Genomic DNA, 26141 nt, shown 5'->3' with positions numbered 1-26141 from the left:
CCCGAAGCGCGTCCGGCCGCGGCCCTCACCGCGTACCGTGGCCCCTCGGACCCGATCCGACCGCAGGAACCACGAGTGTCATGAGTGAAGGAACCATGCAGCGACGAGCACAGCGAGCCGACCTCGGGGCACGTCCCACGCCGTTCCGGCCGTGGGCACGCGACCAGCGCGACGAGCGCAGCGAGCGCGGGCGGCGGGCGGTACGGCGGCGCCGGGCCCTGGCCGGCACGGCCGTCCTGCCCGTGGTGCTGCTGGCAGCGGCCTGCTCCGGGGACTCCGGCTCCGACTCCGGCTCCGGCTCCGGCTCCGTTACGAAGGCCGGGCAGCCGACGGCGACCGCCTCCGCGAGCCCCTCGCCGACCGTCCGAGCGGCCGTCTACACCAGCCTGCCCGAGGCGTGCGGCGTGCTGTCCGAGAAGACGCTCAAGGACCTGGTTCCCCAGGCGGGCAAGTCCGGCAAGGAGGGCAGCTCGAACGACGTGGAGTCGCGCGGCAGCTGCTCCTGGGACAGCCTCGACAACAACGGCGTCAAGGGCTCCCAGTTCCGCTGGCTCAACGTCTCGCTGCTGCGCTTCGAGTCGGACGTCACCCGCGGCGCGGGCGACGAGCTGGCCGAGGAGTACTACGACCGTCAGGTCGAGGACGCCCAGGGCGCGAGCGGCGCCAAGAACGTGAAGTCGGCCCCGGTCGCGGGCACCGGCGACGAGGCGACGGCGGTCCGTTACGACCTGAAGAAGAAGGAAGGCGCCTTCAAGCAGCAGACGGTCGTGGCGCGCGTGGAGAACGTCGTCGTGACGGTCGACTACAGCGGCGCCGGCCTGGCGGGTGACAAGACCCCGGACGCCGACGAGCTGATGAAGGACGCGCAGAAGGCCGCCAAGGAGGCCGTCGCCGCGGTGCAGCGGACGAGCGGCGGCAGCACGACCGGCTCGGCCTCTCCCTCGGTCTCCGGCTCCCCGAAGAGCTCCGGCTCGCCCGAGCCCTCCGGCTCCACGGCCAAGTCCGCCTCCTAGGGCGTGTTTCGAAAGTAGCGTCGTCTGCCCGAAGGGCAGGTCTGGCGGCGTCTGGTGCGTGCGATCGCAAGGCGGAGGGTCGCCCCGATACTGGATGTATCGGGGCGAGCCCGACAACGCGGCGAGCGTGCGTGCCAGACGCCGCCAGGCAGGCGGGACTTTCGAAACACGCCCTAGCAGGCCGGTTCGAGCGAGCCCGCGGTCCGCGGGGGCCGGGCCCGCCGCCGGTCCGCGGAATCGGTCACCGGACCGGCCATCCGTCCCCCGCACAGATGTGCCACTCTGTTGGCCGCACAACAGCACGCAGCGGGAGGGGAGCACGGGTGGCCGCGCCACTACAGCTGACACGGATGCACCGCGTTCTCATCGGTGTGGTCGTCCTCGGTGCCGTGATCATCGCCGGCATCGGTTTCGCGGGGTCCTACGCGGCCGTGCGGGAACTGGCCGTGAAGAAGGGCTTCGGGGACTTCTCCTACGTCTTCCCGATCGGCATCGACGCGGGCATCTGCGTGCTGCTCGCGCTGGACCTGCTGCTGACCTGGATCCGCATCCCCTTCCCGCTGCTGCGGCAGACGGCGTGGCTGCTGACGGCCGCGACGATCGCCTTCAACGGCGCCGCCGCCTGGCCCGACCCGCTGGGCACCGGCATGCACGCGGTGATCCCGGTGCTGTTCGTGGTCGCCGTGGAGGCCGCCCGGCACGCGATCGGCCGGATCGCCGACATCACCGCCGACAAGCACATGGAGGGCGTGCGGCTGACCCGCTGGCTGCTCTCCCCGGTGCCGACCTTCCTGCTGTGGCGGCGCATGAAGCTGTGGGAGCTGCGCTCCTACGACCAGGTCATCAAGCTGGAACAGGAACGCCTGGTCTACCAGGCCCGGCTGCGCTCCCGCTTCGGCCGCGGCTGGCGCCGCAAGGCACCGGTGGAGTCCCTGATGCCGCTCAGGCTGGCCCGCTACGGCGTCCCGCTCGCCGAGACCGCCCCCGCCGGCCTCGCCGCCGCGGGCATCGACCCGGCCGTCCTGCCGGCGGTGACCCGGCAGCCCGAGCTCGCCCCCGCCGCCGAGGCGGCCGCGCCCGCCGCAGCCACACCCGTCGCCGGGGCCGCCGGGGCCGCTCCCGCCGTGCGGCCGCCGGGACCGGCGGCCGGCCCGGCCGAGGACCGCAGCCAGTGGCTGCACTCCCGCGACCCGCGCGCGGTCGAGTACCACGGCGGCTACGACCCCGACTACGACCCGGACCACGACCCGGACTTCGAGCATCAGGCCGGCCCGGCGTTCGATCCCGGGTTCGGTCCCGGGTTCGGTCCCGGGTTCGGTCCGGGCACCGAACAGGCACCGTACGAGCCGCCCTACGACGACTTCCCGCCGGAGGGCTTCCCTCACGAGGACTTCCCCCACGAGGAGGTCCCGGGCCGGAGCGCCCCGCGCATCCCGCAGCAGGGCGTCCCGCCGCAGCAGACCCCGCAGCAGCGGGTCACGCGGCAGGAGCCCCTGCCCGAGCCGGAGCCCTCCCCGGAGGAGACGGGCAGCTTCCCGATCCCGGTGGGACCCAACCGCACCCGGCTGATGGGGGAGGGCGGCGGCTCGGAGCCGGACGAGGAGTCGTACTACCAGGTCTTCAAGCAGTCGATCAACGGCAGCTACCCCACCCCGCGCGAGCTGATGGACAACGTGGAGGCGGAGTTCGGTCTCAGCCTCGCCCCCGAGGACGCCAAGCGCATGGTCAACCGCTTCACCAACCGCCACAACGCGGAACTGGAGGAGGACCACATCGCCTGAGCGGCCGGAGCACGCGGGCGGTCCCGGACCCGGGCGCCGAGGGACCGCCGCACGACCCACGCCGCACGCCGTCCGCCGCACGCGGGAACGCGGGAACGCAGGAAGAGGGGCCCTCTCCCGAGGGCCCCTCTTCCCGCGTTCGGGTGCTCGGCGTTCCGCTGCTTCGTGTTCTCGTGCGTTCAGCCTCGGCCGGTCACGCCCCGAGCAGGGCCCGTACCCGCTCCTGCCCCACCGCGAGGAGCAGCGTGGGCAGCCGCGGGCCCGTGTCACGGCCCACGAGCAGGTGGTAGAGCAGCGCGAAGAAGGTCCGCTGGGCGGTCTTGATCTCCGGCGGCAGCTCCTTGGGCGTGGCGTCCGCGGCGAACCCGGCCTGCACCTTGGGCACGCCGTAGACGAGGTGCGTCAGACCGTCGAGCGACCAGTGGCCGGCGAGGCCGTCGAGCAGCAGCCGCAGCGAGTCCCGCGCCTGGTCGTCGAGCGAGGCGAGCAGCTCGGTGTCGGGCTTCTCGCGCACGATGGTGCGCTGGTCGGCGGGCACCTGGGTGTTGATCCACGCCTCGGCCCGGTCGTAGCGCGGCCGCGCCTCGTCGAGGGAGCCCAGCGGCTGCCCGGGGTCGAGCTCGGACAGGATGCGCAGGGCCTGGTCCTCGTGTCCGGCGGTGATGTCCGCGACCGAGGCGAGGGTCCGGTACGGCAGCGGGCGGGGGGTGCGCGGCAGCTCCCCGGCGGCGGTGCGCACGGCCCGCGCGTGCGCGGCGACGTCGGCGGGCAGCGCGGAGCCGTCGGCGACCTTGCCGTCGAGCTTGTCCCACTCGTCGTAGAGCCGCTGGATCTCCTGGTCGAAGGCGATCTTGAAGGACTGGTTGGGGCGGCGGCGGGCGTAGAGCCAGCGCAGCAGCTGCGGCTCCATGATCTTCAGCGCGTCGGCGGGTGTGGGCACGCCGCCGCGGGAGGAGGACATCTTCGCCATGCCGGAGATGCCGACGAAGGCGTACATCGGGCCGATCGGCTGCTCGCCGCCGAAGATCCCCACGATCTGGCCGCCGACCTGGAAGGACGACCCGGGCGAGGAGTGGTCGACGCCGCTGGGCTCGAAGACGACGCCCTCGTACGCCCACCGCATCGGCCAGTCGACCTTCCAGACGAGCTTGCCGCGGTTGAACTCGTTCAGCCGGACGGTCTCGGAGAAGGCGCACGCGGTGCAGGAGTACGTCAGCTCGGTGGTGCCGTCGTCGTAGGAGGTGACGGTGGTCAGGTCCTTGCCGCAGTTGCCGCAGTACGGCTTGTAGGGGAAGTACCCGGCGGTGCCGGAGCTGCCGTCGTCCTCCGCCGCGGCGCCGGAGCCCTCGGCGGCCTCCAGCTCGGCCTCGTCGGCGGGCTTCTGCTGCTTCTTCGGCGCGGCCTTCTTCGTGCGGTACTGGGCGAGGATCGCGTCGATGTCGGCGCGGTGGCGCATCGCGTGCAGGACCTGCTCGCGGTAGACGCCGGAGGTGTACTGCTCGGTCTGGCTGATCCCGTCGAACTCCACGCCCAGCTCGCCGAGCGACTCGACCATGGCGGCCCTGAAGTGCTCGGCCCAGTTGGCGTGCTCGGAGCCCTTCGGCGCGGGCACCGCGGTCAGGGGCTTGCCGATGTGCTCGGCCCAGGACTCGTCGACGCCCGCGACACCGGCCGGCACCTTGCGGTAGCGGTCGTAGTCGTCCCACGAGATGAGGTGGCGCACCTCGCGGCCGCGGCGCCGGATCTCGTCCGCGACCAGGTGCGGGGTCATGACCTCGCGGAGGTTGCCCAGGTGGATGGGCCCGGAGGGGGACAGCCCGGACGCGACGACGACGGGTTTGCCGGGGGCCCGACGCTCCGACTCCTCGATGACCTCATCCGCGAAACGGGAGACCCAGTCGGTGGTCTCGGTGCTCTGAGCCACGATCGGCACGTCCTCTTGGTTCTGAAGGGCTGTCCTGCAGGCTGACCCCCTCATTCTCACAGACGGGGTCACGCCCGGGAAAACCGCTTTACCCCCCATGGGATACTGGCCGGGACCATCCAGCCCACGAGGAGAACGGCACCCCACCCCATGGCTTCGGTCCAGTCCCTCAGCGACTCCGTCCAGCAGCACCTCGCCTCCGCTCTCTCGGCCGCCGTGCCGGAGGCCGCCGGAGCGGACCCGCTGCTGCGCCGAAGCGACCGGGCCGACTTCCAGGCCAACGGCATCCTGGCGCTGGCGAAGAGGGCGAAGGCGAACCCGCGGGAGCTGGCGGCCGAGGTCGTCGGGCGGGTCGTCACCGGCGACGCACTGATCGGCGCCGTCGAGGTGTCCGGGCCCGGCTTCCTGAACGTCACGATCGCGGACCGGGCGATCACCGCGACCCTGGCCGCGCGGTACGCGGACGACACCGGCCGCCTCGGTGTGCCGGTCGCGGACAGCCCGGGCACCACGGTGATCGACTACGCCCAGCCGAACGTGGCGAAGGAGATGCACGTCGGCCATCTGCGGTCCGCGGTGATCGGCGACGCGGTGGTGCGGATGCTGGAGTTCACCGGGGAGAAGGTGGTGCGCAGGCACCACATCGGCGACTGGGGCACCCAGTTCGGCATGCTCATCCAGTACCTGGACGAGCACCCGCACGAGCTGGACCACAAGTCCGCCGAGGTGACCGGCGAGGAGGCGATGTCGAACCTCGACCGCCTCTACAAGACGTCCCGCAAGCTCTTCGACTCCGACGAGGACTTCCGGACGCGGGCCCGGCGCCGGGTGGTGGACCTCCAGGCGGGCGACCCGCACACCCTCGCCGTCTGGCAGAAGTTCGTGGACGAGTCGAAGATCTACTTCTTCTCCGTCTTCGACAAGCTGGACATGCGGATCGCCGACGAGGACATCGTCGGCGAGTCGGGTTACAACGACATGCTCGCCGAGACCTGCCGCCTGCTGGAGGAGTCCGGCGTGGCGGTCCGCTCGGAGGGCGCGCTGTGCGTGTTCTTCGACGACATCCTGGGCCCGGACGGCAAGCCGGTCCCGCTGATCGTGCAGAAGTCCGACGGCGGCTACGGCTACGCGGCCACCGACCTGTCCGCGATCAGGGACCGGGTGTTCGGCCTGAAGGCGGACAGCCTGATCTACGTCGTGGACGCCCGTCAGTCGCTGCACTTCAAGATGGTCTTCGAGACGGCCCGGCGGGCGGGCTGGCTGAGCGACGAGGTGCACGCCCACCAGCTCGCCTTCGGCACGGTGCTCGGCAAGGACGGCAAGCCGTTCAAGACCCGTGAGGGCGAGACGGTCAAGCTGGTGGACCTGCTGGACGAGGCCGTCGACCGCGCGTCGGCGGTGGTCCGGGAGAAGGCGCAGGACCTGTCGGAGGCGGAGATCGCCGAGCGGGGCACCCAGGTGGGCGTCGGCGCGGTGAAGTACGCGGACCTGTCGACGTCGGCGAACCGCGACTACAAGTTCGACCTGGACCAGATGGTCTCGCTGCACGGCGACACCAGCGTGTACCTCCAGTACGCCTACGCCCGGATCCGGTCCATCCTCCGCAAGGCCGGCGAGGTCCGCCCCGCCGCGCACCCGGAGCTGGAGCTGCACCCGGCCGAACGGGCCCTGGGGCTGCACCTGGACGCGTTCGCCGAGACGGTGTCGGAGGCGGCGGCGGAGTACGCCCCGCACAAGCTGGCGGCGTACCTGTACCAGCTGGCGTCCCTGTACACGTCCTTCTACGACAAGTGCCCGGTGCTCAAGGCCGGGACGCCGCAGCAGGTCGAGAACCGCCTCTTCCTGTGCGACCTGACCGCCCGGACCCTGCACCAGGGCATGGCCCTGCTGGGCATCCGGACGCCCGAGCGCCTGTAGGCAGGTGAGGCGGGGCGCCCCGGCGGGGGTCCCGCGGTGAGACGACGCGAAGGCCGCCCGGTGCGTACCGGGCGGCCTTCGCGCTGAGCGGGGGCGTCAGGCCTGGGCGGGGACGGCCTTCGGGTTCTCGCCGTACTTGTTGGCGCCGGGCTGGCCGTCGAGGCACAGGAAGACCAGCAGCGCGATGCCGCCGACCAGCGGGACGAACGCGATGAGGAACCACCAGCCCGAGCGGCCGGTGTCGTGCAGGCGGCGCACGGTGACACCCAGGCTGGGCAGCAGCAGGCCGAGGGCCAGCAGGCCGCCGAGGACCGACGCGCCGAGCAGGGCGTTGTCGACGATCATGGCCACGGCCGCGAAGATCATGTAGAAGAGGAAGTACATCCAGTACTCCTTGCGGCGCGCGCGCCCGCTGAACACCGCGTACTTCTTGACGACCTCGACGAACCAGTTCACGTGTAACCCCCCAGGGATCGATGTGCGACGGCCTCCTCACCGATCGGATTCGGCCAGAGGCAGACGGTACGAACTTGGCGGGTGCCCGTCAACATGGTTCGCGTGCCTGATCAGGACGGGTGAACCCCGGCAACCGCCCCGCCCGGCGGGGCGCAACCGTGCGATTCCGGACGCGTCGACACTCCGGCACCGTGCCGGACCCCCTCCCGACGTGGGGCTTCGCCCCCGTCGACACCCGGTGGTCACCGCACCGTAGGCGATCCGTTGCCTCCGCTATGCCGTTTCGACGCCGGACCGATCCCGAAACGTTGCCGCCCGCACCGCCCGGCCGCCCGCTACGAACGTCCCGCGGCGAGCAGGCGGGCCGCCTCGACCGCCCAGTAGGTGAGGATGTTCCGCGCCCCGGCGCGCCGGATGCCGGTGAGCGTCTCCAGGACCGCCCGGTCCCGGTCGATCCAGCCCTTCTCGGCGGCGGCCTCGACCATCGCGTACTCGCCGGAGATCTGGTACGCCGCGACGGGCACGTCCACGGCGTCGGCGACCCGCGCGAGGATGTCGAGGTAGGGGCCGGCGGGCTTGACCATCACCATGTCCGCCCCTTCCGCGAGGTCCAGCTCCAGCTCCCGCAGCGACTCGCGCAGGTTGGCGGGGTCCTGCTGGTAGGTCTTGCGGTCACCTCTGAGCGAGGAGCCGACGGCCTCCCGGAACGGGCCGTAGAAGGCGGAGGCGTACTTCGCGGTGTAGGCGAGGATCGCCACGTCCTCGCGGCCGATCTGGTCCAGCGCGTCGCGGACGACGCCGATCTGCCCGTCCATCATCCCGCTCGGGCCCACGACATGGGCTCCGGCGTCGGCCTGCACCTGCGCCATCTCCGCGTACCGCTCCAGGGTGGCGTCGTTGTCGACCCGCCCGTGCGCGTCCAGCACCCCGCAGTGCCCGTGGTCGGTCGTCTCGTCCAGGCACAGGTCGGACATGACCAGCAGGTCGTCGCCGACCTCGGCCCGCACGTCCCGCAGGGCGACCTGGAGAATCCCGTCGGGGTCGGTCCCGGGCGTGCCCAGGGCGTCCTTCTTCGCCTCCTCCGGCACGCCGAACAGCATGATGCCGGAGATCCCGGCCGCCACCGCCTCCGCAGCCGCCTTCCTGAGGCTGTCCCGGGTGTGCTGCACGACCCCGGGCATCGCCCCGATCGGCACCGGCTCGCTCACGCCCTCCCGCACGAACGCGGGCAGGATGAGGTCGGCCGGGTGCAGCCGGGTCTCGGCGACCATCCGCCGCATCACAGGACTGGTGCGCAGCCGCCGGGGACGCGTACCGGGAAACGATCCGTACTTCGTCATCCCCCCAACCTACGCCCGCCCCCGCACCCCCCTTGCCAACACCGAGTCGGCACCCCGGAGCCACCACCCCGGGGGCGCGGCGACTGCGCGACCAACCACCACACCACCACCCCAGCGACGCGGCGAACTACGCGACCAACCACCACACCACCACCCCAGGGGCGCGGGGAACTGCGCGACCAACCACAACGACGCCGCACCCGACACACGACGGACCACCCACTACCCGGGGGCGCGGCGAACTACGCGACCAACCACCACACCACCACCCCAGGGGCGCGGGGAACTGCGCGACCAACCACAACGACGCCGCACCCGACAACCCACAGGCACACCCCCAAGGGGCGCGGGGAACTGCGCGACCAGCCACGACGACGCCGCACCCGACCGCGGGACACACGCCCTCCAGCGCATGCCCCTCAGCGGAGGCACGCCCAGCCGAGAGGCGCCCCCTCGGCGGAGGCCCGCCCAGCCGAGAGGCGCCCCCTCAGCGGAGGCCCGCCCAGCCGAGAGGCGTCACGTCGCAGCGCGACGCCTCCGCGTCCCGGGACGCCGCTCACTGGGCCGCGTCACCGCGTCCCCCGCCTCCACAGCCGCATCCCGCCGCCGCGCACCGAAGTCCGCCAGCGCCTCCGCCAGCTTCAGCGCGGACGGCTCCGGAGCCATGACGTCGACCCGCAGCCCGTGCTCCTCCGCGGTCTTGGCCGTGGCCGGCCCGATACACGCGATCACCGTCACGTTGTGCGGCTTGCCCGCGATGCCGACCAGGTTCCGCACGGTCGAGGACGACGTGAACAGCACCGCGTCGAACCCACCGCCCTTGATCGCCTCACGGGTCGTGGCCGGCGGCGGCGACGCCCGCACGGTCCGGTACGCGGTGACGTCATCGACCTCCCAGCCCAGCTCGATGAGCCCGGCGACGAGCGTCTCCGTCGCGATGTCGGCGCGCGGCAGGAACACCCGGTCGATCGGGTCGAACACCGGGTCGTAGGGCGGCCAGTCCTCCAGCAGGCCCGCGGCCGACTGCTCGCCGCTGGGCACCAGGTCGGGCTTCACGCCGAAGGCGACCAGCGCCTTCGCGGTCTGCTCGCCGACGGCGGCGACCTTGATACCGGCGAAGGCCCGCGCGTCGAGCCCGTACTCCTCGAACTTCTCCCGGACCGCCTTCACCGCGTTGACGGAGGTGAACGCGATCCACTCGTAGCGGCCGGTGACCAGGCCCTTGACCGCCCGCTCCATCTGCTGCGGGGTGCGCGGCGGTTCGACGGCGATGGTCGGCACCTCGTGCGGCACGGCCCCGTAGGACCGCAGCTGGTCGGAGAGCGACGCGGCCTGTTCCTTGGTGCGCGGGACGAGGACCTTCCACCCGAAGAGCGGCTTGGACTCGAACCACGACAGCTGCTCGCGCTGGGCGGCGGCGCTGCGCTCCCCGACCACGGCTATCACCGGCCGGCCGCCCTCCGGCGAGGGCAGCACCTTGGCCTGCTTCAGGGTCTGTGCGACGGTGCCGAGGGTGGCGGTCCAGGTGCGCTGGCGGGTGGTCGTACCGGCGACGGTGACGGTCAGCGGGGTGTCGGGCTTGCGGCCCGCCGCGACCAGTTCACCCGCGGCCGCGGCCACGGAGTCCAGCGTCGTGGAGACCACGACCGTGCCGTCGGAGGAGCCGACCTCGGCCCAGCACCGGTCGGAGGCGGTGCGGGCGTCCACGAACCGGACGTCCACGCCCTGCGCGTCACGCAGCGGGACACCGGCGTACGCGGGCACGCCGACGGCGGCCGCGATACCGGGGACCACCTCGAAGGGCACACCCGCGGCGGCGCAGGCGAGCATCTCCTCGGCGGCACAGGTGTCCAGTCCGGGGTCGCCGCCGACGGCTCGGACGACCCGCCTGCCGCCCCGCGCGGCCTCCATGACAAGATGTGCGGCATCCCGCACCGCGGGAGACACAGCGGTGGTTGACGGCCCGTCAGCGACCGTCTGCTGAGACGTGCCCGCGCCCGGACCGGTGTCCGGGGAGGGATCGGCGTCGGTGTCGACGACGCTCACCCCCGGCCTCGCGTGCGTGCGCACGACGTCGAGCACGTCGTGCTCGGCGACGAGGACGTCCGCGTGCGCCAGCGCCTCCACGGCGCGCAGGGTCAGCAGTCCCGGATCTCCGGGTCCGGCACCGAGGAAGGTGACGTGCCCGTGTTCCGGACCGGCGGGAAGAGTGGTGGGGCTCACTGTGCTCGCTCCCCCATCAGACCGGCCGCGCCCTGGGCGAGCATCCCGGCCGCGAGGTCACGGCCGAGTGCCACTGCCGCCGCGTGCGTGTGGGGCACGGGACCGGTGGTGGACAGCTGCACCAGCGAGGTGCCGTCGGGGGTGCCGACGACGCCGCGCAGGCGCATTTCCTTGACAATCTGCCCGTCGGCCAGCAGGTCGGCCAGCGCGCCCACCGGGGCGCTGCAGCCGGCCTCCAGGGCGGCGAGCAGTGAGCGTTCGGCGGTCACGGCGGCCCGCGTGTGCGGGTCGTCGAGCTCGCCGAGCGCGGCGATCAGAGCGGCGTCGCGGGGTGTGTTCCCCGCCCGGCACTCGATCGCCAGGGCCCCCTGGCCGGGGGCGGGCAGGACGGTGTCGGCCGACAGGAAGTCGGTCACCTCGTCGGCGCGGCCGATCCGGTTGAGTCCGGCGGCGGCCAGCACGACCGCGTCGAGTTCGCCGTCGTGGACGTAGCGGATGCGGGTGTCGACGTTGCCGCGGATCGGGACGGTCTCGACCGCCAGGCCGTGGGCGCGGGCGTACGCGTTGAGCTGCGCCATGCGGCGCGGCGAGCCGGTGCCGATCCGGGCGGGCCGGCCCTCGGCGGACGCGGCCAGGTCGGTGAACTTCAGCGCGTCGCGGGCGACGAGGACGTCCCGCGGGTCCTCGCGCCCGGGTACGGCGGCCAGCACCAGGCCCTCGGGCTGCGCGGTGGGCAGGTCCTTGAGGGAGTGCACGGCGAAGTCGACCTCCCCGGCGAGGAGCGCCTCGCGCAGGGCGGTGACGAACACGCCGGTGCCGCCGATCTGGGCGAGGTGCTCGCGGGAGGTGTCACCGTAGGTGGTGATCTCCACGAGGTCGACCGGTCGCCCGGTCACCCGGCGCACGGCCTCGGCGACCTGCCCGGACTGGGCCATGGCGAGTGTGCTGCGCCGCGTGCCCAGCCTCAGTGCCTTCTGCGTCATGCCGGCCCTCGGTTCTTCTCGGTGCTGTCCTCGGCCCGGGAGACGGCGGCGACCGTCTCCTGGTCGAGGTCGAACAGGGTCCGCAGCGCGTCCGCGTATCCGGCCCCGCCGGGTTCGGCGGCGAGCTGCTTGACCCGTACGGTCGGCGCGTGCAGCAGCTTGTCGACGACGCGCCGCACGGTCTGGGTGATCTCCGCCCGGTGCCTGTCGTCGAGGCCGGGCAGCCGCCCCTCGAGGCGGGCGACCTCGCTGGCGACGACGTCGGCGGCCATGGCGCGCAGGGCGACCACGGTCGGCGTGATGCGCGCGGCGCGCTGCGCGGCGCCGAACGCCGCCACCTCGTCGGAGACGATGCGGCGGACCTGGTCCACGTCGGCCGCCACGGGCCCGGCCGCCGCGGTTCCCGGGTCGGTGGCGGAGGCCTCGGCGAGCGACTCGATGTCGACCAGCCGCACCCCGGCGAGCCGGTGCACGGCGGCGTCGATGTCCCGCGGCATCGCCAGATCCAGCAGGAAGAGCGCGGGCTCGGGGCGCGGCGGCCCGGCCATCGGCTCGGGCCGGCGCCGCTCGGGGATCCGGCCGGCCGTGGCCGCGGTCGCGGCGAGCGCGGTGATCAGGTCGGCGTCGGTCTCGGGGGTGCGCCGGGCGCCCTCGCGGCGGGCGGTGCCGGTGCCCGCGGCCCAGGCCGCGTGCTGCTCCAGCGCCGCCGCGTCCATCCCCGCCACGGCCGCCTCGCCCAGGACGGAGAAGCCGGGCTGGACGGCGGTCAGGTCGAGCGGGCAGGACTCCTCGGCGGCGGCGCGGCGGCCCCCGGTCCGGGCGGCCGGGGTGCGCGGCGGCTCCGGGGTCCGCTCGGCGGGCAGCCCGGTGCGGCCCTCGACGGCCGCGGCGACCGCGCCGGCGTCCAGGACCAGCCCGGTGGCACCGGTGCAGGAGACGACGACGTCGGCACGTGTCAGCTCGTCCGGCACCGCTTCCATCGGTACCGCGCGGGCCGCCACGTCCGCCCCGTACGGCCCGTCGGTGCCGTACGGCCCGTCCGCCCCGTCGCGGCCGGAGCCCTCGGTGCGGCGCTGTCCGTACTGCTCCCCGACGAGCTGCGCCAGGCGCTCGGCCCGTTCGACGGTGCGGTTGGCGACGACGATCTCGGCGACCCCGGCGCGTGCGAGCGTGGCGGCGGCCAGCGAGGACATCGAGCCGGCGCCGATGACCAGGGCGCGGCGGCCGCGCGCCCAGCCGGTGACGTCCGCGCCCGCGGCGAGCTGTGCCAGGCCGAAGGTGACCAGGGACTGTCCGGCGCGGTCGATGCCGGTCTCGGAGTGGGCGCGCTTGCCGACCCTGAGCGACTGCTGGAACAGGTCGTTCATCAGCCGGCCGGCACTGTGCATGTCCTGCGCGCGGGCCAGGGAGTCCTTGATCTGGCCGAGGATCTGGCCCTCGCCGACGACCATCGAGTCCAGCCCGCACGCCACCGAGAACAGGTGGTGCACGGCCCGGTCCTCGTAGTGCACGTAGAGGTACGGGGTGAGTTCGTCGAGGCCGACGCCGCTGTGCCGGGCGAGCAGTGTGGACAGCTCGGCCACCCCGGCGTGGAACTTGTCCACGTCGGCGTAGAGCTCGATGCGGTTGCAGGTGGCCAGCACCGCGGCCTCGCCGGCCGGTTCCGCGGCGACGGTGTCCTGGAGCAGCTTGACCTGGGCGTCCGCGCTCAGCGCGGCCCGCTCCAGCACGCTGACCGGGGCGCTGCGGTGACTCAGTCCCACGACGAGGACACTCATGCCGGCATCACGGCGGGTACGTCCCCGTCGGGCCCCTGCTCGGCGGACTCCTTGCGGGCGGCGGACGGCACGGCCGCCCCGGCGGCGCTCTCCTCGCCGGCCTTGCGCTGCTCGTGGAACGCGAGGATCTGCAGCTCGATGGAGAGGTCGACCTTGCGCACGTCGACGCCGTCCGGGACGGTCAGCACGGTCGGCGCGAAGTTCAGGATGGAGGTGACCCCGGCGGCCACGAGCCGGTCGCAGACCTGCTGGGCGGCACCGGCGGGGGTGGCGATCACACCGATGGACACCCCGTTGTCCTGGATGATCTTCTCCAGGTCGTCGGTGTGCTGCACGGGGATGCCGGCGACGGGCTTGCCCGCCATGTTCGGGTCGGCGTCGATCAGCGCGGCGACGCGGAACCCGCGGGAGGCGAAGCCGCCGTAGTTGGCGAGGGCCGCGCCGAGGTTGCCGATACCGACGATGACAACCGGCCAGTCCTGGGTGAGGCCCAGTTCGCGGGAGATCTGGTAGACGAGATACTCGACGTCGTAGCCCACACCGCGGGTCCCGTAGGAGCCGAGGTAGGAGAAGTCCTTGCGCAGCTTCGCCGAGTTGACCCCGGCGGCGGCCGCGAGCTCCTCCGAGGAGACGGTCGGCACCGAGCGCTCCGACAGCGCGGTGAGGGCGCGGAGGTACAGCGGTAGCCGGGCGACGGTGGCCTCGGGAATCCCTCGGCTGCGGGTCGCCGGTCGGTGAGTTCGGCCAGTTGCCACGGTGCTCCTGCGGGTAGAGCGGGGCTGTGGGCGGCCATACGTCCCCGGACCGCCCCGTCGACAGCAGGCTATGTCTTTGTGAACGCGTGCACAAAGATGGTGTCCGATTTGCCCGGCCAACGTGACCGGGGTCACGCGACCCCGGCACACCTGCGGGGAACCCGTGCGCAGGCGCACATGTTCCTTCACTCCTGAGGGCAAAACCGCACACTCTCCTCGATGATCCATGCCCCCGAGACCGGCACACCGTCGATCCTAAGCGACTTTCCGGACGACTTGGACTGGTCGGTCAGTGACGTGTTCCTCAGGCACGGTGCCGACCGGAGCCCGCCGGGTGCCACCGGACGCCCCGGCACACGGCGCCTACCCCGTCAGGGCACGGCGCAGCCGCCCCTCGTCCACCCGCCAGAACGTGTGCTGTTCACCGTCGACCAGGACGACCGGGATCTGCTCCCAGTACCGGCGGTGCAGCTCCTCGTCCTCGGTGATGTCCCGCTGCTCCCAGGGCACACCGAGTTCCGCGCACACCTTCTCGATCACGAGCTGTGCGTCGTCACACAGATGGCACCCCGGCTTGCGGACGAGCGTGACGAGCCGGTCCTGGGGTGCACGGGCCGCTGCCTTGCGGCGGAAAACGGGACTCATACCGGCCATTGTTCAACGCCGGCGACGCGGAGAGTTCACGTCCTCCCCACCTGGGCGGTCCGGCAGCCCCGAACAGACTGGCTATGCTCACGCCATGGCCGCTCTCGGATGGCTCACTTCCCGTAAGCGCTCCGCCACGGCGCGGAGCGTGCTGGCAGGCGAGGCCTCGGCGGAGGCCGCACGCAAGTCCGTGCCGGAGGCCCCCGAGGAGGAGCCCGAGTTCCCGGTGCTCGGCGACGACAGAGCCGCGGCGTTCTTCGACCTCGACAACACCGTGATGCAGGGCGCCGCGCTGTTCCACTTCGGGCGGGGCCTGTACAAGCGGAAGTTCTTCGAGACGCGCGACCTGGCCCGGTTCGCCTGGCAGCAGGCCTGGTTCCGGCTGGCCGGCGTCGAGGACCCCGAGCACATGCAGGACGCCCGCGACTCCGCGCTGTCCATCGTCAAGGGCCACCGCGTCGCCGAGCTGCAGTCCATCGGCGAGGAGATCTACGACGAGTACATGGCCGGGCGCATCTGGCCCGGCACCCGCGCCCTCGCCCAGGCCCATCTGGACGCCGGTCAGAAGGTGTGGCTCGTCACCGCCGCCCCCGTGGAGATCGCCCAGGTCATCGCCCGCCGCCTCGGCCTGACCGGCGCCCTCGGCACGGTCGCGGAGTCCGTCGACGGCGTCTACACCGGCCGCCTGGTGGGCGAGCCCCTGCACGGCCCCGCCAAGGCCGAGGCGGTCCGCGCGCTGGCCGCGGCGGAGGGCCTGGACCTCGCCCGCTGCGCCGCCTACAGCGACAGCCACAACGACATCCCCATGCTGTCCCTGGTCGGCCACCCCTACGCCATCAACCCGGACACCAAGCTGCGCCGGCACGCCCGGGACCTGGACTGGCGCCTGCGCGACTACCGCACCGGCCGCAAGGCGGCCAAGGTGGGCCTCCCCGCCGCCGCGGGCGTCGGCGCGGTCGCGGGCGGCACGGCGGCGGCCATCGCCCTGAGCCGCCGCCGCCGCTGAACCCGGCACCGCCGAACACATCGGGGCCGAACGCACCAGGGCCGAACACATCGGGGGCGAACGCATCGGGGGCGAACGCATCGGGGCCGTACACGTCACGGCCGGACACGTCATGGCCGAACACGTCACGGCCGTACACGTCACGGCCGACGCGGCACCGCGGGCACGGCGCGGCCGGACACACGGGCGGACCGCGGCCGCCGCGCCCGCGGCGACGTGCGCCACGGCCGCAGACCGGCGGCAGACCGGCCGCGCGACGCGAGCGCGCCCGCGCCTTTGGCGCACCGGACCGCCCGGCCGGGCCGCGGACCCGCGCCGCCGCGCCCGAACCGAGCGACGTACCCCGCCCGCCCGGCCGCCACTCCCCCGGTCCGCACATCGCGCGCGATTGTCCGCGCACAGCCACAACCCGCCCCGCATCGCGCCGGAATCCGAACCGAACCGATCAACAACCTGTCACTCTCCGCCATGCGATCGGACGTCAATCGGTTACACAAGCGACGTAATCGATGATTTGAGCAACTGGGTGTAGCAGTGCCTGCACGAAGCGTTATTCTCCTCAGACGCAATCCGGTACCCCCTCCGTCGCCACGACGGGTGAAAGGTCCCGTACTGCACGTGATGGAAGCTCTGCCTCTGGGAGTCCCGTGTACCCACACGTCGGGGTTGACGCCTCGGGCCTGGCTACGCTGCGCGCTACGGTCCTCGACCTGCTGCGCGGCCTCGTCCCCACCGCGTACGCCGTCCCCGCCTTCGCCGCCACCGCGCCGCTCGGCCCGTGCTACGCACTGGCCGAAGGCGGCGCCACGGTCGGCAGACGCGGACGCTCCGCCGGCGCGGCCACCACCGCACGCCGTCCGGCCGCCGACAGCGACAGCGCCCGGATGATGGACCTCGTCGAGCGCGCCCAGGCCGGCGAGGCCGAGGCGTTCGGCCGGCTCTACGACCAGTACAGCGACACCGTGTACCGCTACATCTACTACCGGGTCGGAGGGAAGGCGACCGCCGAGGACCTGACGAGCGAGACCTTTCTGCGGGCGCTGCGCCGCATCGGCACCTTCACCTGGCAGGGCCGCGACTTCGGCGCCTGGCTGGTCACCATCGCCCGCAACCTCGTCGCCGACCACTTCAAGTCCAGCCGCTTCCGGCTGGAGGTGACCACCGGGGAGATGCTCGACGCCAACGAGGTCGAGCGCTCCCCCGAGGACTCCGTCCTGGAGTCCCTGTCGAACGCGGCACTCCTGGACGCCGTACGCCGGCTCAACCCCCAGCAGCAGGAGTGCGTGACGCTCCGCTTCCTCCAGGGGCTGTCCGTCGCGGAGACCGCACGCGTCATGGGCAAGAACGAGGGCGCCATCAAGACGCTCCAGTACCGCGCCGTGCGGACACTCGCCCGGCTGCTCCCGGACGACGCCCGCTGAACCCCGACACGCGACCCTGGGTGACAATCAACTCACGGTCCGTGAAAGTCCGTTGACTTCTCGATCCGATCATCCGCCGTCCGTAACCCAAGTGCCGCGCCGCTCGTTGTGCGGGATGCAGGCTCCCTGTGGTCACGTCCGGACCAGACCCGGTCACTCGATCGGGTGGAAGCGGTCGATGGCGTGCAACCCCAAGGATCCCCAGGGAGTCGACCGTCATGACGAGAGGAGGTGCCGCCAGTGATCGCGAACGTATCGGCGCACCGGCGGGCGAACGCCTTCGCCCAGGCCCTGGAGGAGCAGTCCGAGCAGGGCACGGCGGCCGATCAGTCCGCAGCCCCGGCTCCGGTGACTGCGGAACACACCGATCAGGACCGCCTGTTGGCCCTGGCCACCGGTCTCGGCGAGCTCCCCAGACCGGGACTGGACCCGGAGGTCAAGGTCGTCCAGCGCGCGCGGCTGGTGGCCGCCATGGAGGCCATGCTGGCAGGCGTCGCGGGAGGCGAGGCGGCGGACCCTTCGGTGCCCGAGCAGCGCCGGGCGCGAGGCGCTCACCGGGCGACCACCCTGGGCAAGTTCCGGCCACGCACCCGGCTGGCCAAGGGCCTCACCGCCGGCGGGCTGAGCGTCGGGGTCGCCGCGGGTGCGTTCGGCGGGGTCGCCGCCGCCAGCTCCGACGCCCTCCCCGGTGACTCGCTCTACGGCCTCAAGCGCGGCATCGAGGACTTCAAGCTCTCCTACCTGGCCGACGGCAACACGGAGCGCGGCGAGGTCTACCTCGACCACGCCTCCACCCGGCTCAGCGAGGCCCGCCGGCTGATGGAGCGCGACCGCGGCGGCCCGCTCGACCACGAGTCCCTGGGCGAGGTCCGCCGCGCGCTGTCCGGCATGCGGCACGACGCCGCCGAAGGCCACCGCCTGCTGCGCGAGGCGTACGAGCGCGACCCCGACTCACTGGGCCCCATCCAGGCCCTCTCCGTGTTCTCCCGTTCCCACCGCGAGGTCTGGGGCGCCCTGCGCGAGCGGCTGCCCGTGCAGCTCGGAGACGTCAGCGAGGAGGTGTCGTCGGTCTTCGACGCCATAGACGAAGAGGTCGCCCCCCTGCAGTCCCTCCTCCCGCAGCCGCCCGCCGAGAGCGGCGGCGGACGCGGCGGCACGGGCGACCGGCAGGGCGGCGGCCCGTCCACGCCGACCGGGCCCTCCGGGAAGACCGGCCGCTCCACCGCGCCCAGCGCGGACAGCAGCGCCGACGACCCGGGCCGGCGCGCCGGCGGCAGCCCCAGCAGTCCGCCGGGCTCCGCCCCCGACGGCGGCCTCCTCGGCGGCGCCGGCGGTCTCCTCGACCCGCCGGAGCAGGGCACCGGCACCGCCGCTCCGTCACAGGCCCAGAGCGGGACGCCCGTCCCCGAGCCGGACGTCACGCTCCCGCCGCTGCTCCCGGGTCTTCTGCCCGGGCTCGGCATCGACGGCCAGGACGCGGAGTAGCGCGCACCCGCAGGCCCGACCGACGGGGGGTGTCCCTCTCCCATCCCGGGAGAGGGACACCCCCCGTCGCCGCGCACGGAACGTCGCCGGGCGCGGCCGCACCCGGCGCGGACGAGAACGGGAACAACCGCCGGACGAAGCCCGGGAGCAGGCCGGCGGAACGGCCGCCACCACGACCCGAAGCAGGCCGGAAGAAGCCCGGGGCCAGGCCCCGCGGAGGGCACCCTCAGAAGAACACCGACCTGCGCTGCACCAGCAGCTTGTACAGGGTGTGCTGGATCTGCTCGCGGACCTGGTCGGTCAGGTTGAACATCAGCATCGGATCCTCCGCGGCCTCCGGTGGATGGCCGTCCGTGGGGATCGGCTCGCCGAACTGGATGGTCCACTTCGTCGGCAGCGGGACCGCGCCGAGCGGGCCGAGCCAGGGGAAGGTCGGCGTCAGCGGGAAGTACGGGATCCCGAGGACCCGGGCCACGGTCCTGGCGTTGCCGATCATCGGGTAGATCTCCTCCGCCCCGACGATCGAGCAGGGGACGATCGGGGCGCCCTGACGCAGCGCCGTGGAGACGAAACCGCCCCGGCCGAAGCGCTGGAGCTTGTAGCGCTCGCCGAACGGCTTGCCGATGCCCTTGAACCCCTCCGGCATCACCCCGACCAGCTCGCCCTCGCCCAGCAGACGCTCGGCGTCCTCCGCGCAGGCCAGGGTGTGGCCCAGTTTCCGGGCGAGTTCGTTGACCACCGGCAGCACGAACACCAGGTCCGCGGCCAGCAGCCGCAGATGGCGGCCCGCCGGATGGTGGTCGTGCACGGCCACCTGCATCATCAGGCCGTCCAGGGGCAGCGTGCCGGAGTGGTTGGCGACGATCAGCGCACCGCCCTCGGCCGGGATGTTCTCCATCCCCTTCACCTCGACCCGGAAGTACTTCTCGTACACCGGGCGCAGCAGGGACATCAGGACCTGGTCGGTGAGCTCCTCGTCGTAGCCGAAGTCGTCGACCTCGTAGTCCCCGGTGAGGCGGCGGCGCAGGAAGGCGAGCCCGCTCGCCACCCGCCGCTCCAGGCCGCCCGGCGTCTCCCCCGGGTCCGAGGGCTGTCCGGCATCCGGCGCCGGGACGTCGTCCTGCTGCCCCGCCGCCCGGGTGGGCAGCGGCTGGACCTCGTGCACCGGCGTGGTCCCCGAGCCCTTCAGCCTGCCGCCCGCCGCGCGGCGCCGCGCGGGCCGCTGTGCCGCGCCCCCGCGGGACCGGTCGTCGTCGAACGGAATGACCTTGGCGTCCGCCATCGTTGCTGCGCTCCTCAGTCGGCGTCGTGCGCCGGGGGGTGGCCGCCGCCCGCGAGGGGCAGCGCGGCGATCCGGTCGACGGCCCCCGCGAGGGCCTCGGGCGGCAGCAGTCCGGGACCACGGCCACGTACGAAGTCCGCGAACGTCTCCGCGGTGGTGTGTCTCGGCTCGAATCCCAGCGTCTCGCGCATCTGGTCCGTCGCCACGACCCGGCCGTGGGTGAGCAGCCGGATCTGCTCGGGCGAGAAGTCCGTCACTCCCAGCGTACGCACGGCCGTGCCGGCCCAGGTGACCGCGGGCAGCAGCAGCGGCACGGTGGGGCGGCCCAGTCGCCGGGAGCACTGGGAGAGCAGCAGGACGCCGTCCCCGGCGATGTTGAAGGTGCCGCTGTTCAGGGTGCCGCGGGCCGGCTCGTGGGAGGCGATCCGCAGCACCTCGATCACGTCGTCCTCGTGCACGAACTGCAGCCGCGGGTCGTAGCCGAACACGGTGGGCAGCACCGGCAGCGAGAAGTAGGAGGCGAGCGGCGAGTCGGCGCTGGGGCCGAGGATGTTGGCGAACCGCAGCACGCACACCGCCACGTCCGGCCGGCGCCGGGCGAAGCCGCGCACATAGCCCTCGACCTCGACGGTGTCCTTCGCGAAGCCGCCGCTGGGCAAGGACTTGGGCGGGGTGGTCTCGGTGAAGACGGCCGGATCACGCGGGGCCGAGCCGTACACGCTGGTACTGGACTTCACCACCAGGCGTCTGACCGCGGGCGACTTCTGGCAGGCGCCGAGCAGCTGCATCGTGCCGATGACGTTGGTCTCCTTGACCGTGGTCCGGCTGCCGCTGCCCAGCGCGGTCGCGGTGACGTCCATGTGGACGACCGTGTCGGCCCCGGTCTCGGCGAGCACCCGCGCGATGGCGGGCTGCCGGATGTCGGCCCGGATGAAGTCCGCACCGCCCAGGTGGTGCGCGGGCGGCATCGCGTCCACGGCGATCACCCGCTCCACCTCGGGGTCGCGTTGGATCCGTCGTACGAACCGGCCGCCCAGCCTGCGGGCCGCTCCGGTGACGAGCACGACCTTGCCCAAGATCAGCGCCTTCCTTCCGCCTCACGGTTTCCTGGCCCGTACCCTGCCGCGTTCCCCGTGTGCCGCCAACCTAGCGGGTCGACGTTGCGCTGTGATGACCCCCTGCTGCGTGAAGTGACGAGAAAACACGGTCGTACGACCAGCCGGCCCGTCTCCCCGGGCCCGCCTCGCCGCGAGGAGGCCGGGAACGGCGCGTGGCCCCCCACCGGAGAACGGTGGGGGGCCACGGGGTGACGCCGTCGCCGGGTGTCCTGCCGCAGCCGGCCGGCTGCGGCAGGACACCCGCGGCGCCTACTTCTTGTTGCGGCGCTGAACGCGCGTGCGCTTGAGCAGCTTGCGGTGCTTCTTCTTAGCCATCCGCTTGCGCCGCTTCTTGATAACAGAGCCCACGACTACCCTCGCTCACTTCTCATCACTCGGTGTTTGGGCGCCATGGGCCCACACGACCTACGAGGGGCTAGCCTAACCCGCCCGAGCGCTGAGGCCGTAATCGAGGACCGCCGAGGAGCACCGTGGAGGACCGGGGAGGGTGAGGAGGCCTCCGGGCGACCCGGAATGCCCGAGATGCCCGGAACGGGCCTCCTCGCCGTCGGCCGTCAGACGGTTTCCACCCCCACGTAACTGTCCCGCAGATATTCGTGTACCGCTTGCTCCGGGACGCGGAACGACCGGCCGACCCGGATCGCGGGCAGATGACCGCTGTGCACCAGCCGGTACACGGTCATCTTCGACACTCGCATCACCGAGGCGACCTCCGCCACGGTGAGGAACTGAACCTCGTTCAGAGGCCTCTCGCCAGCTGCAGCCATGACACACCTGAACCTTCCGCACTCGACGGGCACCGGCTTCCCCTCCGGTGACTCTTCGTCGTTGCGTGCTCACTCCCCAGACTAGGGGCGGGTGATGCGAGTGGGGAAGAGGTGCACCCATCGGCGGCCTACTGTGACAGACACGCTCGTTTGAGTACGTAGCGGGTAAGCGGGCGGTAGTAATCAGACCGCACACCGTCATCAAGTGGAACGACGACGGACACCACTCCCTCGGCCTCTCCCACGAAGGGTGCGGGGTCGTCGGCATCGGCCAGCCCGATGGCCTCGAACCCCAGCTGACCTGCCCCGCAGACCCAGCCGTGATCCCCGATGACGAGCTCCGGCAGCGGCCCGCCGGCCTCCGCCGCGGCGGCCAGCGCGGTCCGAACCGGCAGCGGTGAGTGGGTGTGCGCGCCGGTCGCACCACCGGGGCTCCGGGCACCGGGCCTCCGCACCAGCGCGACTCCCCGTACGTAGCCGAGCTGGTGGGTGCGTAGACCGAACCGGGTCGTTATGTCGACACAGCGACCCGTCGCCGGAGTGAGGACAGTGCATCCCGCCGTCGACAGGGCGTCCGCGAGAGCGGCGTAGAAACCCAGGAGGCGGTGGGGGTGCCCGGTACCCAGCAGCACGGGTGCCCTGCGCCGGGCGGCGCCCGCGACCCGGGCCGCGAACGCGTCCAGCGCGCCGAGCGTCCGCTGCGGATCGATCACATCATGCCCCGATGTGCAGCGCGGATCGGCCGAAACCCCACACCTCTCCGACATCAGGGCGACCAGGTCGGTCATCCCCCAGGACCGTTCGGGATCGATCCCGATCAGCACCCGGGGGTCGCGGGCCGCGAACAGGCGATAGCTCCGCAGGCTCTCCTCGCGCGAGGTCGCCACCGTCCCGGCGATCCGGGTGGCGAGGAGGTGCTCACGCAGGGCCTGGGGGCTCACCATGCGGCGATGGTGGCGGAGGCGGCTCGCGCTCCGCGGCGGAACCGGCGGAACTGTGCACGGTTGGCCTAACGGCGGCGCCGGGACGGGGACGGCCCGTCGCCCCGGGACGCACCTGCGACGCCGTGCGCCCCGGCTCGGGGGCCGCCCTCAGGCCAGCAGTCCCCGCAGCGGGAACACGGCCTGCCGGGTGGCCCGTACGGCCTGGTCGAGGCGGTCGGCGGGGTCGTAGCCGGCCTCCCAGTCGGCGAAGGTCACCGGCCACCGCCCGTCGGTCATCCGCATCGGGGCCAGCTGCCGGGTGCGGGCGTACACCTGCTGCCGCCAGCTCTCGGGGATGACGGTCTCCGGCGCGATCTCGCGGCCGGCGGCGATGCCCACGAGGTGCGTCCAGGAGCGGGGGACCACCTCGACCACGGCGTAGCCGCCTCCGCCGAGGGCGATCCACCGCCCGTCGGCGTACTCGTGGGCGAGCGCGTGGCAGGCCGACTGGACGGCCCGCTGCGCGTCCAGGGAGACGGCGAGATGGGCGAGAGGGTCCTCGAAGTGGGTGTCCGCGCCGTGCTGGGTGACCAGCACCTGCGGCCGGAAGCCGGCGATCAGCTCGGGCACCACCGCGTGGAAGGCGCGCAGCCATCCCGCGTCCCCGGTTCCGGCCGGCAGTGCCACGTTCACGGCGCTGCCCGCGGCGGACGGCGCCCCGGTCTCCTCCGGCCAGCCGGTCCGCGGGAACAGCGTCCGGGGGTGCTCGTGCAGGGACACGGTGAGCACCCGCGGGTCCTCCCAGAACGCGGCCTGCACCCCGTCCCCGTGATGCACGTCGACATCCACGTAGGCGACGCGTTCCGCGCCCAGCTCCAGCAGCCGGGCGACGGCGAGGGAGGCGTCGTTGTAGACGCAGAACCCGGCCGCGGCGCCGGGCATGGCGTGGTGCAGCCCGCCGGCGAAGTTCACCGCGTGCAGCGCCTCGCCGGACCACACGGCCTCCGCCGCCCCCACCGACAGGCCCGCGATGAGCGCCGACACCTCGTGCATCCCGGCGAACGCCGGATCGTCCAGGGTGCCGAGGCCGTACGCTCCGTCCGCCGACGCGGGGTCCGCGGAGGCGGCCTTCACGGCCTGGACGTAGTCGTCGCGGTGGACGAGCCGCAGCGTGGACTCCCCGGCCGGCTTGGCCGACACGACCTGGATGTCGCGGTCGAGGCCAAACGCCGCCACCAGTCGCCGGGTCAGGTCCAGCCGGACCGGATCCATCGGATGGTCCGGACCGAAGTCATAGCCCGTTACTGCCTCGTCCCACATCAGCTGTGCGCGGCCGCTCATGCCCGTCACCGTATCGGTCTCCTCCAACGGTGAACGACCTGGCATACCCGAGCGTCACCAGCACCAGCGCCATCGGCACGAGCATCGCCCCGCGGTAGCTCCAGACGTCGCCCAGTGTGCCGACCAGCGGTGAACCGATCAGGAACCCGACGTAGTTGAAGACGTTCAGCCGTGCGACCGCCGCGTCGGAGTCCCGCGGGAAGAGCCGGCCGGCCGCCGCGAACGTCTGCGGCACCAGCACGCACAGTCCCAGCCCCACCAGCGTGAACCCGAGCATGCCCGGCCAGGGGCCGGGCGCCCCGGCCACCACCGCGAACCCGGCGGCGGCGAGCAGCGTCCCGCCGCGGACCACCGCCACCGCACCGAAGCGCCGTACCCCGAAGTCCCCGAGCGCCCTCCCCACCAGCGTGGTCACCATGTAGACGTTGTACGGCACCGTCGCGAGCTGCTCGGAACTGCCGAGCACGTCCTGGAGGTACTTGGCGCTCCAGTTGGAGACCGTCGAGTCGCCGATGTAGGCGAAGGTCATCACCAGGCACAGCGGCAGCAGCAGCCTGAAGACGACCGCCCGGCTCCCCCCGGCACCGCCCTCCGTGCCGCTGCCCGCGCCGTCGCCCGCACCCGCACCCGCATCCGCACCCGCACCGTCGCCTCCGCCGACGCCTCCGCGGACGGGGTCCGGTCCGCCGTGGCCGCCCGGCCGGTCCCGGTGGTCGACGTACCAGCGGCTGCCCACCAGGCAGAGCGGCACCAGCAGGCCGGCCACCGGCAGATACGACACCCACAGGGCCAGCCCCCCGTGGGCACCGGCCCAGGCGAGGGACGCTCCGAGGATGCCGCCCAGACTGTAGGCCGCGTGGAAGCCGAGCATGATGCTGCGCCCGTAGGCGCGTTGCAGACTCACTCCGAGCATGTTCATGGAGGCGTCGAGTGCGCCGACGGCGAGTCCGAACGCGCCCAGGGCCAGAGCGAGTTCACCGAGCCGGTCGCCCGCTCCGACGCCGAGCAGCGACAGCAGCACGACCGGCTGCGACCAGCGCAGCACGGCACTGGGCCGGATGCGCCGCACCAGCCACTCGGTGCCCACACTGCCGGCTCCGGCGAGCACCGGCACGGCCGCGAGGAACGCGGGCAGCAGCGCGTCGGAGACCCCGTACCGGTCCTGGATGGCCGGGATACGTGTCACGAGCAGGGCGAAGGCGACGCCCTGGGCGAAGAATCCGAACCCCAGCGAGGCCCTGCCGCGCCGCAGCACATCAGTCATGGCGGCGAGCGTAGGCCCGGACCGGACCGCCTGGATACGGAGAAGTTGAAGTTTCCTCAGCTTCGGTGGAGGAACGCGTCGAGCTCCGGCATGGTGGAGAACAGCCGTGTCGCGTCCGCGAGTCTCGCGGCGGGCGTCATGGCGGTGAACCCGTACACGTCCATGCCGGCGGCGACGGCGGCCTGGACGCCGAGGGGGCTGTCCTCGACGACGAGGCACCGGCCGGGCTCGGCCCCCATGCGGGCGGCCGCGTGGAGGAAGAGGTCGGGTGCGGGCTTTCCGCGTCCGACGTCCTGGGAGCTGAAGATCCGTCCGTCGTCGAACCACCGGTCCAGCCCCGTGGTCCGGTGTCCCACCCGGATCCGTTCGTGGCTGCCGGAGGACGCCACGCAGTACGGCACTCCGTCCTCGCTCAGTCGCTCCAGCAGGTCGGCGGCGCCGTCCACCGCCTTCAGTTCACGTTCGAAGGCGGTGAACACGCGGGTGTGGAAGACCTCGTCGAAGTCCGCCGGCAGCCGCTGCCCCGTCCGCTCCTCGACCAGGTCGTGGATCCGGTGCATCGCGGACCCCATGTAGTCGCGGACGGAGTCCTCGTACGTGGTGGGGTGGCCCACCTCCGTCAGGTACTCGGCCAGCAGCCGGTTGGAGATGGGTTCGCTGTCGACGAGGACGCCGTCGTTGTCGAAGATGACGAGATCGTGGTTCATACCGCGAGCCTA

22 protein-coding genes are annotated in these 26141 nt (G+C 72.7%); 6 read left to right on the top strand and 16 right to left on the bottom strand.

Features of this window, described 5'->3' with window-relative positions:
- Window positions 1–80: 80 nt before the first annotated feature.
- Together AC5K6T_RS00110 and AC5K6T_RS00105 are read left to right on the top strand one after the other, a co-directional pair.
- The gene (locus AC5K6T_RS00110; protein ID WP_493204684.1) at window positions 81–1013 is read left to right on the top strand and encodes a DUF3558 domain-containing protein; all 933 of its coding nucleotides are present in this window, start codon (window positions 81–83) and stop codon (window positions 1011–1013) included.
- Between the two features lie 350 nt (window positions 1014–1363).
- Window positions 1364–2794: a DUF2637 domain-containing protein gene (locus AC5K6T_RS00105; protein ID WP_493204683.1), complete on the top strand. Its 1431-nt coding sequence runs from the start codon at window positions 1364–1366 to the stop codon at window positions 2792–2794.
- A 193-nt stretch (window positions 2795–2987) separates the two neighbouring features.
- Here the strand turns inward: AC5K6T_RS00105 and lysS are convergent, their stop codons facing one another.
- On the bottom strand, window positions 2988–4727 hold the full coding sequence (gene lysS / locus AC5K6T_RS00100; RefSeq protein ID WP_493204682.1) for a lysine--tRNA ligase: 1740 nt from the start codon (window positions 4725–4727) through the stop codon (window positions 2988–2990).
- Between the two features lie 141 nt (window positions 4728–4868).
- Here lysS and argS point away from each other — a divergent pair, with 141 nt between their 5' ends.
- Window positions 4869–6635 (top strand): arginine--tRNA ligase, encoded by a 1767-nt coding sequence (argS, locus tag AC5K6T_RS00095; RefSeq protein WP_493204681.1) that lies wholly within the window; start codon window positions 4869–4871, stop codon window positions 6633–6635.
- A 96-nt stretch (window positions 6636–6731) separates the two neighbouring features.
- Here argS and AC5K6T_RS00090 read toward each other — a convergent pair whose 3' ends face one another.
- The 7 genes from AC5K6T_RS00090 to AC5K6T_RS00060 all read right to left on the bottom strand — a co-directional run bounded on the left by AC5K6T_RS00090 (window position 6732) and on the right by AC5K6T_RS00060 (window position 14824).
- Window positions 6732–7091 carry a DUF805 domain-containing protein gene (locus tag AC5K6T_RS00090; RefSeq protein WP_493204680.1) on the bottom strand — a complete coding sequence of 120 codons (360 nt, stop codon included), beginning with the start codon at window positions 7089–7091 and terminating at the stop codon, window positions 6732–6734.
- 335 nt (window positions 7092–7426) lie between these two features.
- Window positions 7427–8431, bottom strand: a complete 1005-nt coding sequence (hemB, locus tag AC5K6T_RS00085) for a porphobilinogen synthase (protein ID WP_493204679.1) — start codon at window positions 8429–8431, stop codon at window positions 7427–7429.
- 516 nt (window positions 8432–8947) lie between these two features.
- Complete coding sequence (locus AC5K6T_RS00080; RefSeq protein ID WP_493204678.1) at window positions 8948–10654, bottom strand: bifunctional uroporphyrinogen-III C-methyltransferase/uroporphyrinogen-III synthase; 1707 nt, start codon at window positions 10652–10654, stop codon at window positions 8948–8950.
- On the bottom strand, window positions 10651–11637 hold the full coding sequence (gene hemC / locus AC5K6T_RS00075) for a hydroxymethylbilane synthase (RefSeq protein WP_493204677.1): 987 nt from the start codon (window positions 11635–11637) through the stop codon (window positions 10651–10653). The genes AC5K6T_RS00080 and hemC overlap by 4 nt, the downstream gene beginning before the upstream one ends.
- Window positions 11634–13415 (bottom strand): glutamyl-tRNA reductase, encoded by a 1782-nt coding sequence (locus AC5K6T_RS00070; protein WP_493204676.1) that lies wholly within the window; start codon window positions 13413–13415, stop codon window positions 11634–11636. The genes hemC and AC5K6T_RS00070 overlap by 4 nt, the downstream gene beginning before the upstream one ends.
- Window positions 13412–14170 carry a redox-sensing transcriptional repressor Rex gene (locus tag AC5K6T_RS00065; protein ID WP_493204675.1) on the bottom strand — a complete coding sequence of 253 codons (759 nt, stop codon included), beginning with the start codon at window positions 14168–14170 and terminating at the stop codon, window positions 13412–13414. Before AC5K6T_RS00065 ends, AC5K6T_RS00070 begins: the two co-directional genes overlap by 4 nt.
- Window positions 14171–14533: 363 nt before the next feature.
- On the bottom strand, window positions 14534–14824 hold the full coding sequence (locus tag AC5K6T_RS00060) for a glutaredoxin family protein (RefSeq protein ID WP_493204674.1): 291 nt from the start codon (window positions 14822–14824) through the stop codon (window positions 14534–14536).
- Window positions 14825–14909: 85 nt separating this feature from the next.
- Here AC5K6T_RS00060 and AC5K6T_RS00055 point away from each other — a divergent pair, with 85 nt between their 5' ends.
- The 3 genes from AC5K6T_RS00055 to AC5K6T_RS00045 all read left to right on the top strand — a co-directional run bounded on the left by AC5K6T_RS00055 (window position 14910) and on the right by AC5K6T_RS00045 (window position 18727).
- Complete coding sequence (locus AC5K6T_RS00055) at window positions 14910–15821, top strand: HAD family hydrolase (RefSeq protein ID WP_493204673.1); 912 nt, start codon at window positions 14910–14912, stop codon at window positions 15819–15821.
- Window positions 15822–16468: 647 nt separating this feature from the next.
- Complete coding sequence (locus AC5K6T_RS00050; protein WP_493204672.1) at window positions 16469–17242, top strand: ECF subfamily RNA polymerase sigma factor, BldN family; 774 nt, start codon at window positions 16469–16471, stop codon at window positions 17240–17242.
- Window positions 17243–17482: 240 nt separating this feature from the next.
- Window positions 17483–18727: a DUF5667 domain-containing protein gene (locus AC5K6T_RS00045; protein ID WP_493204671.1), complete on the top strand. Its 1245-nt coding sequence runs from the start codon at window positions 17483–17485 to the stop codon at window positions 18725–18727.
- Window positions 18728–18953: 226 nt separating this feature from the next.
- Here AC5K6T_RS00045 and AC5K6T_RS00040 read toward each other — a convergent pair whose 3' ends face one another.
- The 8 genes from AC5K6T_RS00040 to AC5K6T_RS00005 form a co-directional block, all read right to left on the bottom strand.
- Window positions 18954–20009 carry a lysophospholipid acyltransferase family protein gene (locus AC5K6T_RS00040; RefSeq protein ID WP_493204670.1) on the bottom strand — a complete coding sequence of 352 codons (1056 nt, stop codon included), beginning with the start codon at window positions 20007–20009 and terminating at the stop codon, window positions 18954–18956.
- Window positions 20010–20023: 14 nt separating this feature from the next.
- Window positions 20024–21085 carry an NAD-dependent epimerase/dehydratase family protein gene (locus AC5K6T_RS00035; protein ID WP_493204669.1) on the bottom strand — a complete coding sequence of 354 codons (1062 nt, stop codon included), beginning with the start codon at window positions 21083–21085 and terminating at the stop codon, window positions 20024–20026.
- A 291-nt stretch (window positions 21086–21376) separates the two neighbouring features.
- Window positions 21377–21475: a 30S ribosomal protein bS22 gene (locus AC5K6T_RS00030; RefSeq protein WP_003948845.1), complete on the bottom strand. Its 99-nt coding sequence runs from the start codon at window positions 21473–21475 to the stop codon at window positions 21377–21379.
- A 206-nt stretch (window positions 21476–21681) separates the two neighbouring features.
- The gene (locus AC5K6T_RS00025; protein WP_158712621.1) at window positions 21682–21894 is read right to left on the bottom strand and encodes a helix-turn-helix domain-containing protein; all 213 of its coding nucleotides are present in this window, start codon (window positions 21892–21894) and stop codon (window positions 21682–21684) included.
- 128 nt (window positions 21895–22022) lie between these two features.
- Complete coding sequence (locus AC5K6T_RS00020) at window positions 22023–22838, bottom strand: phosphatase (RefSeq protein WP_493204668.1); 816 nt, start codon at window positions 22836–22838, stop codon at window positions 22023–22025.
- A 147-nt stretch (window positions 22839–22985) separates the two neighbouring features.
- Window positions 22986–24158, bottom strand: a complete 1173-nt coding sequence (locus AC5K6T_RS00015) for an acetoin utilization protein AcuC (protein WP_493204667.1) — start codon at window positions 24156–24158, stop codon at window positions 22986–22988.
- The gene (locus AC5K6T_RS00010; protein WP_493204666.1) at window positions 24109–25422 is read right to left on the bottom strand and encodes an MFS transporter; all 1314 of its coding nucleotides are present in this window, start codon (window positions 25420–25422) and stop codon (window positions 24109–24111) included. Before AC5K6T_RS00010 ends, AC5K6T_RS00015 begins: the two co-directional genes overlap by 50 nt.
- Window positions 25423–25478: 56 nt before the next feature.
- A complete protein-coding gene (locus AC5K6T_RS00005; RefSeq protein ID WP_493204665.1) occupies window positions 25479–26129 on the bottom strand; it encodes an HAD family hydrolase in 651 nt (216 codons plus the stop codon).
- Between the last annotated feature and the right edge of the window lie 12 nt (window positions 26130–26141).

It is taken from the genome of Streptomyces sp. B8-7 (genome assembly GCF_058833805.1).
The sequence above is the reverse complement of the archived record's forward strand: the minus strand, read 5'-3'. Positions and strand labels throughout refer to the sequence as shown.

Bases quoted from the DNA above. Each gene is read 5' to 3' on its own strand.
- AC5K6T_RS00070 (WP_493204676.1), bottom strand. From the start codon at position 13,415: ATGAGTGTCCTCGTCGTGGGACTGAGTCACCGCAGCGCCCCGGTCAGC.
- AC5K6T_RS00015 (WP_493204667.1), bottom strand. From the start codon at position 24,158: ATGAGCGGCCGCGCACAGCTGATGTGGGACGAGGCAGTAACGGGCTAT.
- AC5K6T_RS00020 (WP_493204668.1), bottom strand. From the start codon at position 22,838: ATGGTGAGCCCCCAGGCCCTGCGTGAGCACCTCCTCGCCACCCGGATC.
- hemC (WP_493204677.1), bottom strand. From the start codon at position 11,637: ATGACGCAGAAGGCACTGAGGCTGGGCACGCGGCGCAGCACACTCGCC.
- hemB (WP_493204679.1), bottom strand. From the start codon at position 8,431: ATGACGAAGTACGGATCGTTTCCCGGTACGCGTCCCCGGCGGCTGCGC.
- AC5K6T_RS00010 (WP_493204666.1), bottom strand. From the start codon at position 25,422: ATGACTGATGTGCTGCGGCGCGGCAGGGCCTCGCTGGGGTTCGGATTC.
- AC5K6T_RS00110 (WP_493204684.1), top strand. From the start codon at position 81: ATGAGTGAAGGAACCATGCAGCGACGAGCACAGCGAGCCGACCTCGGG.
- AC5K6T_RS00060 (WP_493204674.1), bottom strand. From the start codon at position 14,824: ATGGCCGGTATGAGTCCCGTTTTCCGCCGCAAGGCAGCGGCCCGTGCA.
- AC5K6T_RS00040 (WP_493204670.1), bottom strand. From the start codon at position 20,009: ATGGCGGACGCCAAGGTCATTCCGTTCGACGACGACCGGTCCCGCGGG.
- AC5K6T_RS00055 (WP_493204673.1), top strand. From the start codon at position 14,910: ATGGCCGCTCTCGGATGGCTCACTTCCCGTAAGCGCTCCGCCACGGCG.
- AC5K6T_RS00105 (WP_493204683.1), top strand. From the start codon at position 1,364: ATGCACCGCGTTCTCATCGGTGTGGTCGTCCTCGGTGCCGTGATCATC.
- argS (WP_493204681.1), top strand. From the start codon at position 4,869: ATGGCTTCGGTCCAGTCCCTCAGCGACTCCGTCCAGCAGCACCTCGCC.
- AC5K6T_RS00005 (WP_493204665.1), bottom strand. From the start codon at position 26,129: ATGAACCACGATCTCGTCATCTTCGACAACGACGGCGTCCTCGTCGAC.
- AC5K6T_RS00025 (WP_158712621.1), bottom strand. From the start codon at position 21,894: ATGGCTGCAGCTGGCGAGAGGCCTCTGAACGAGGTTCAGTTCCTCACC.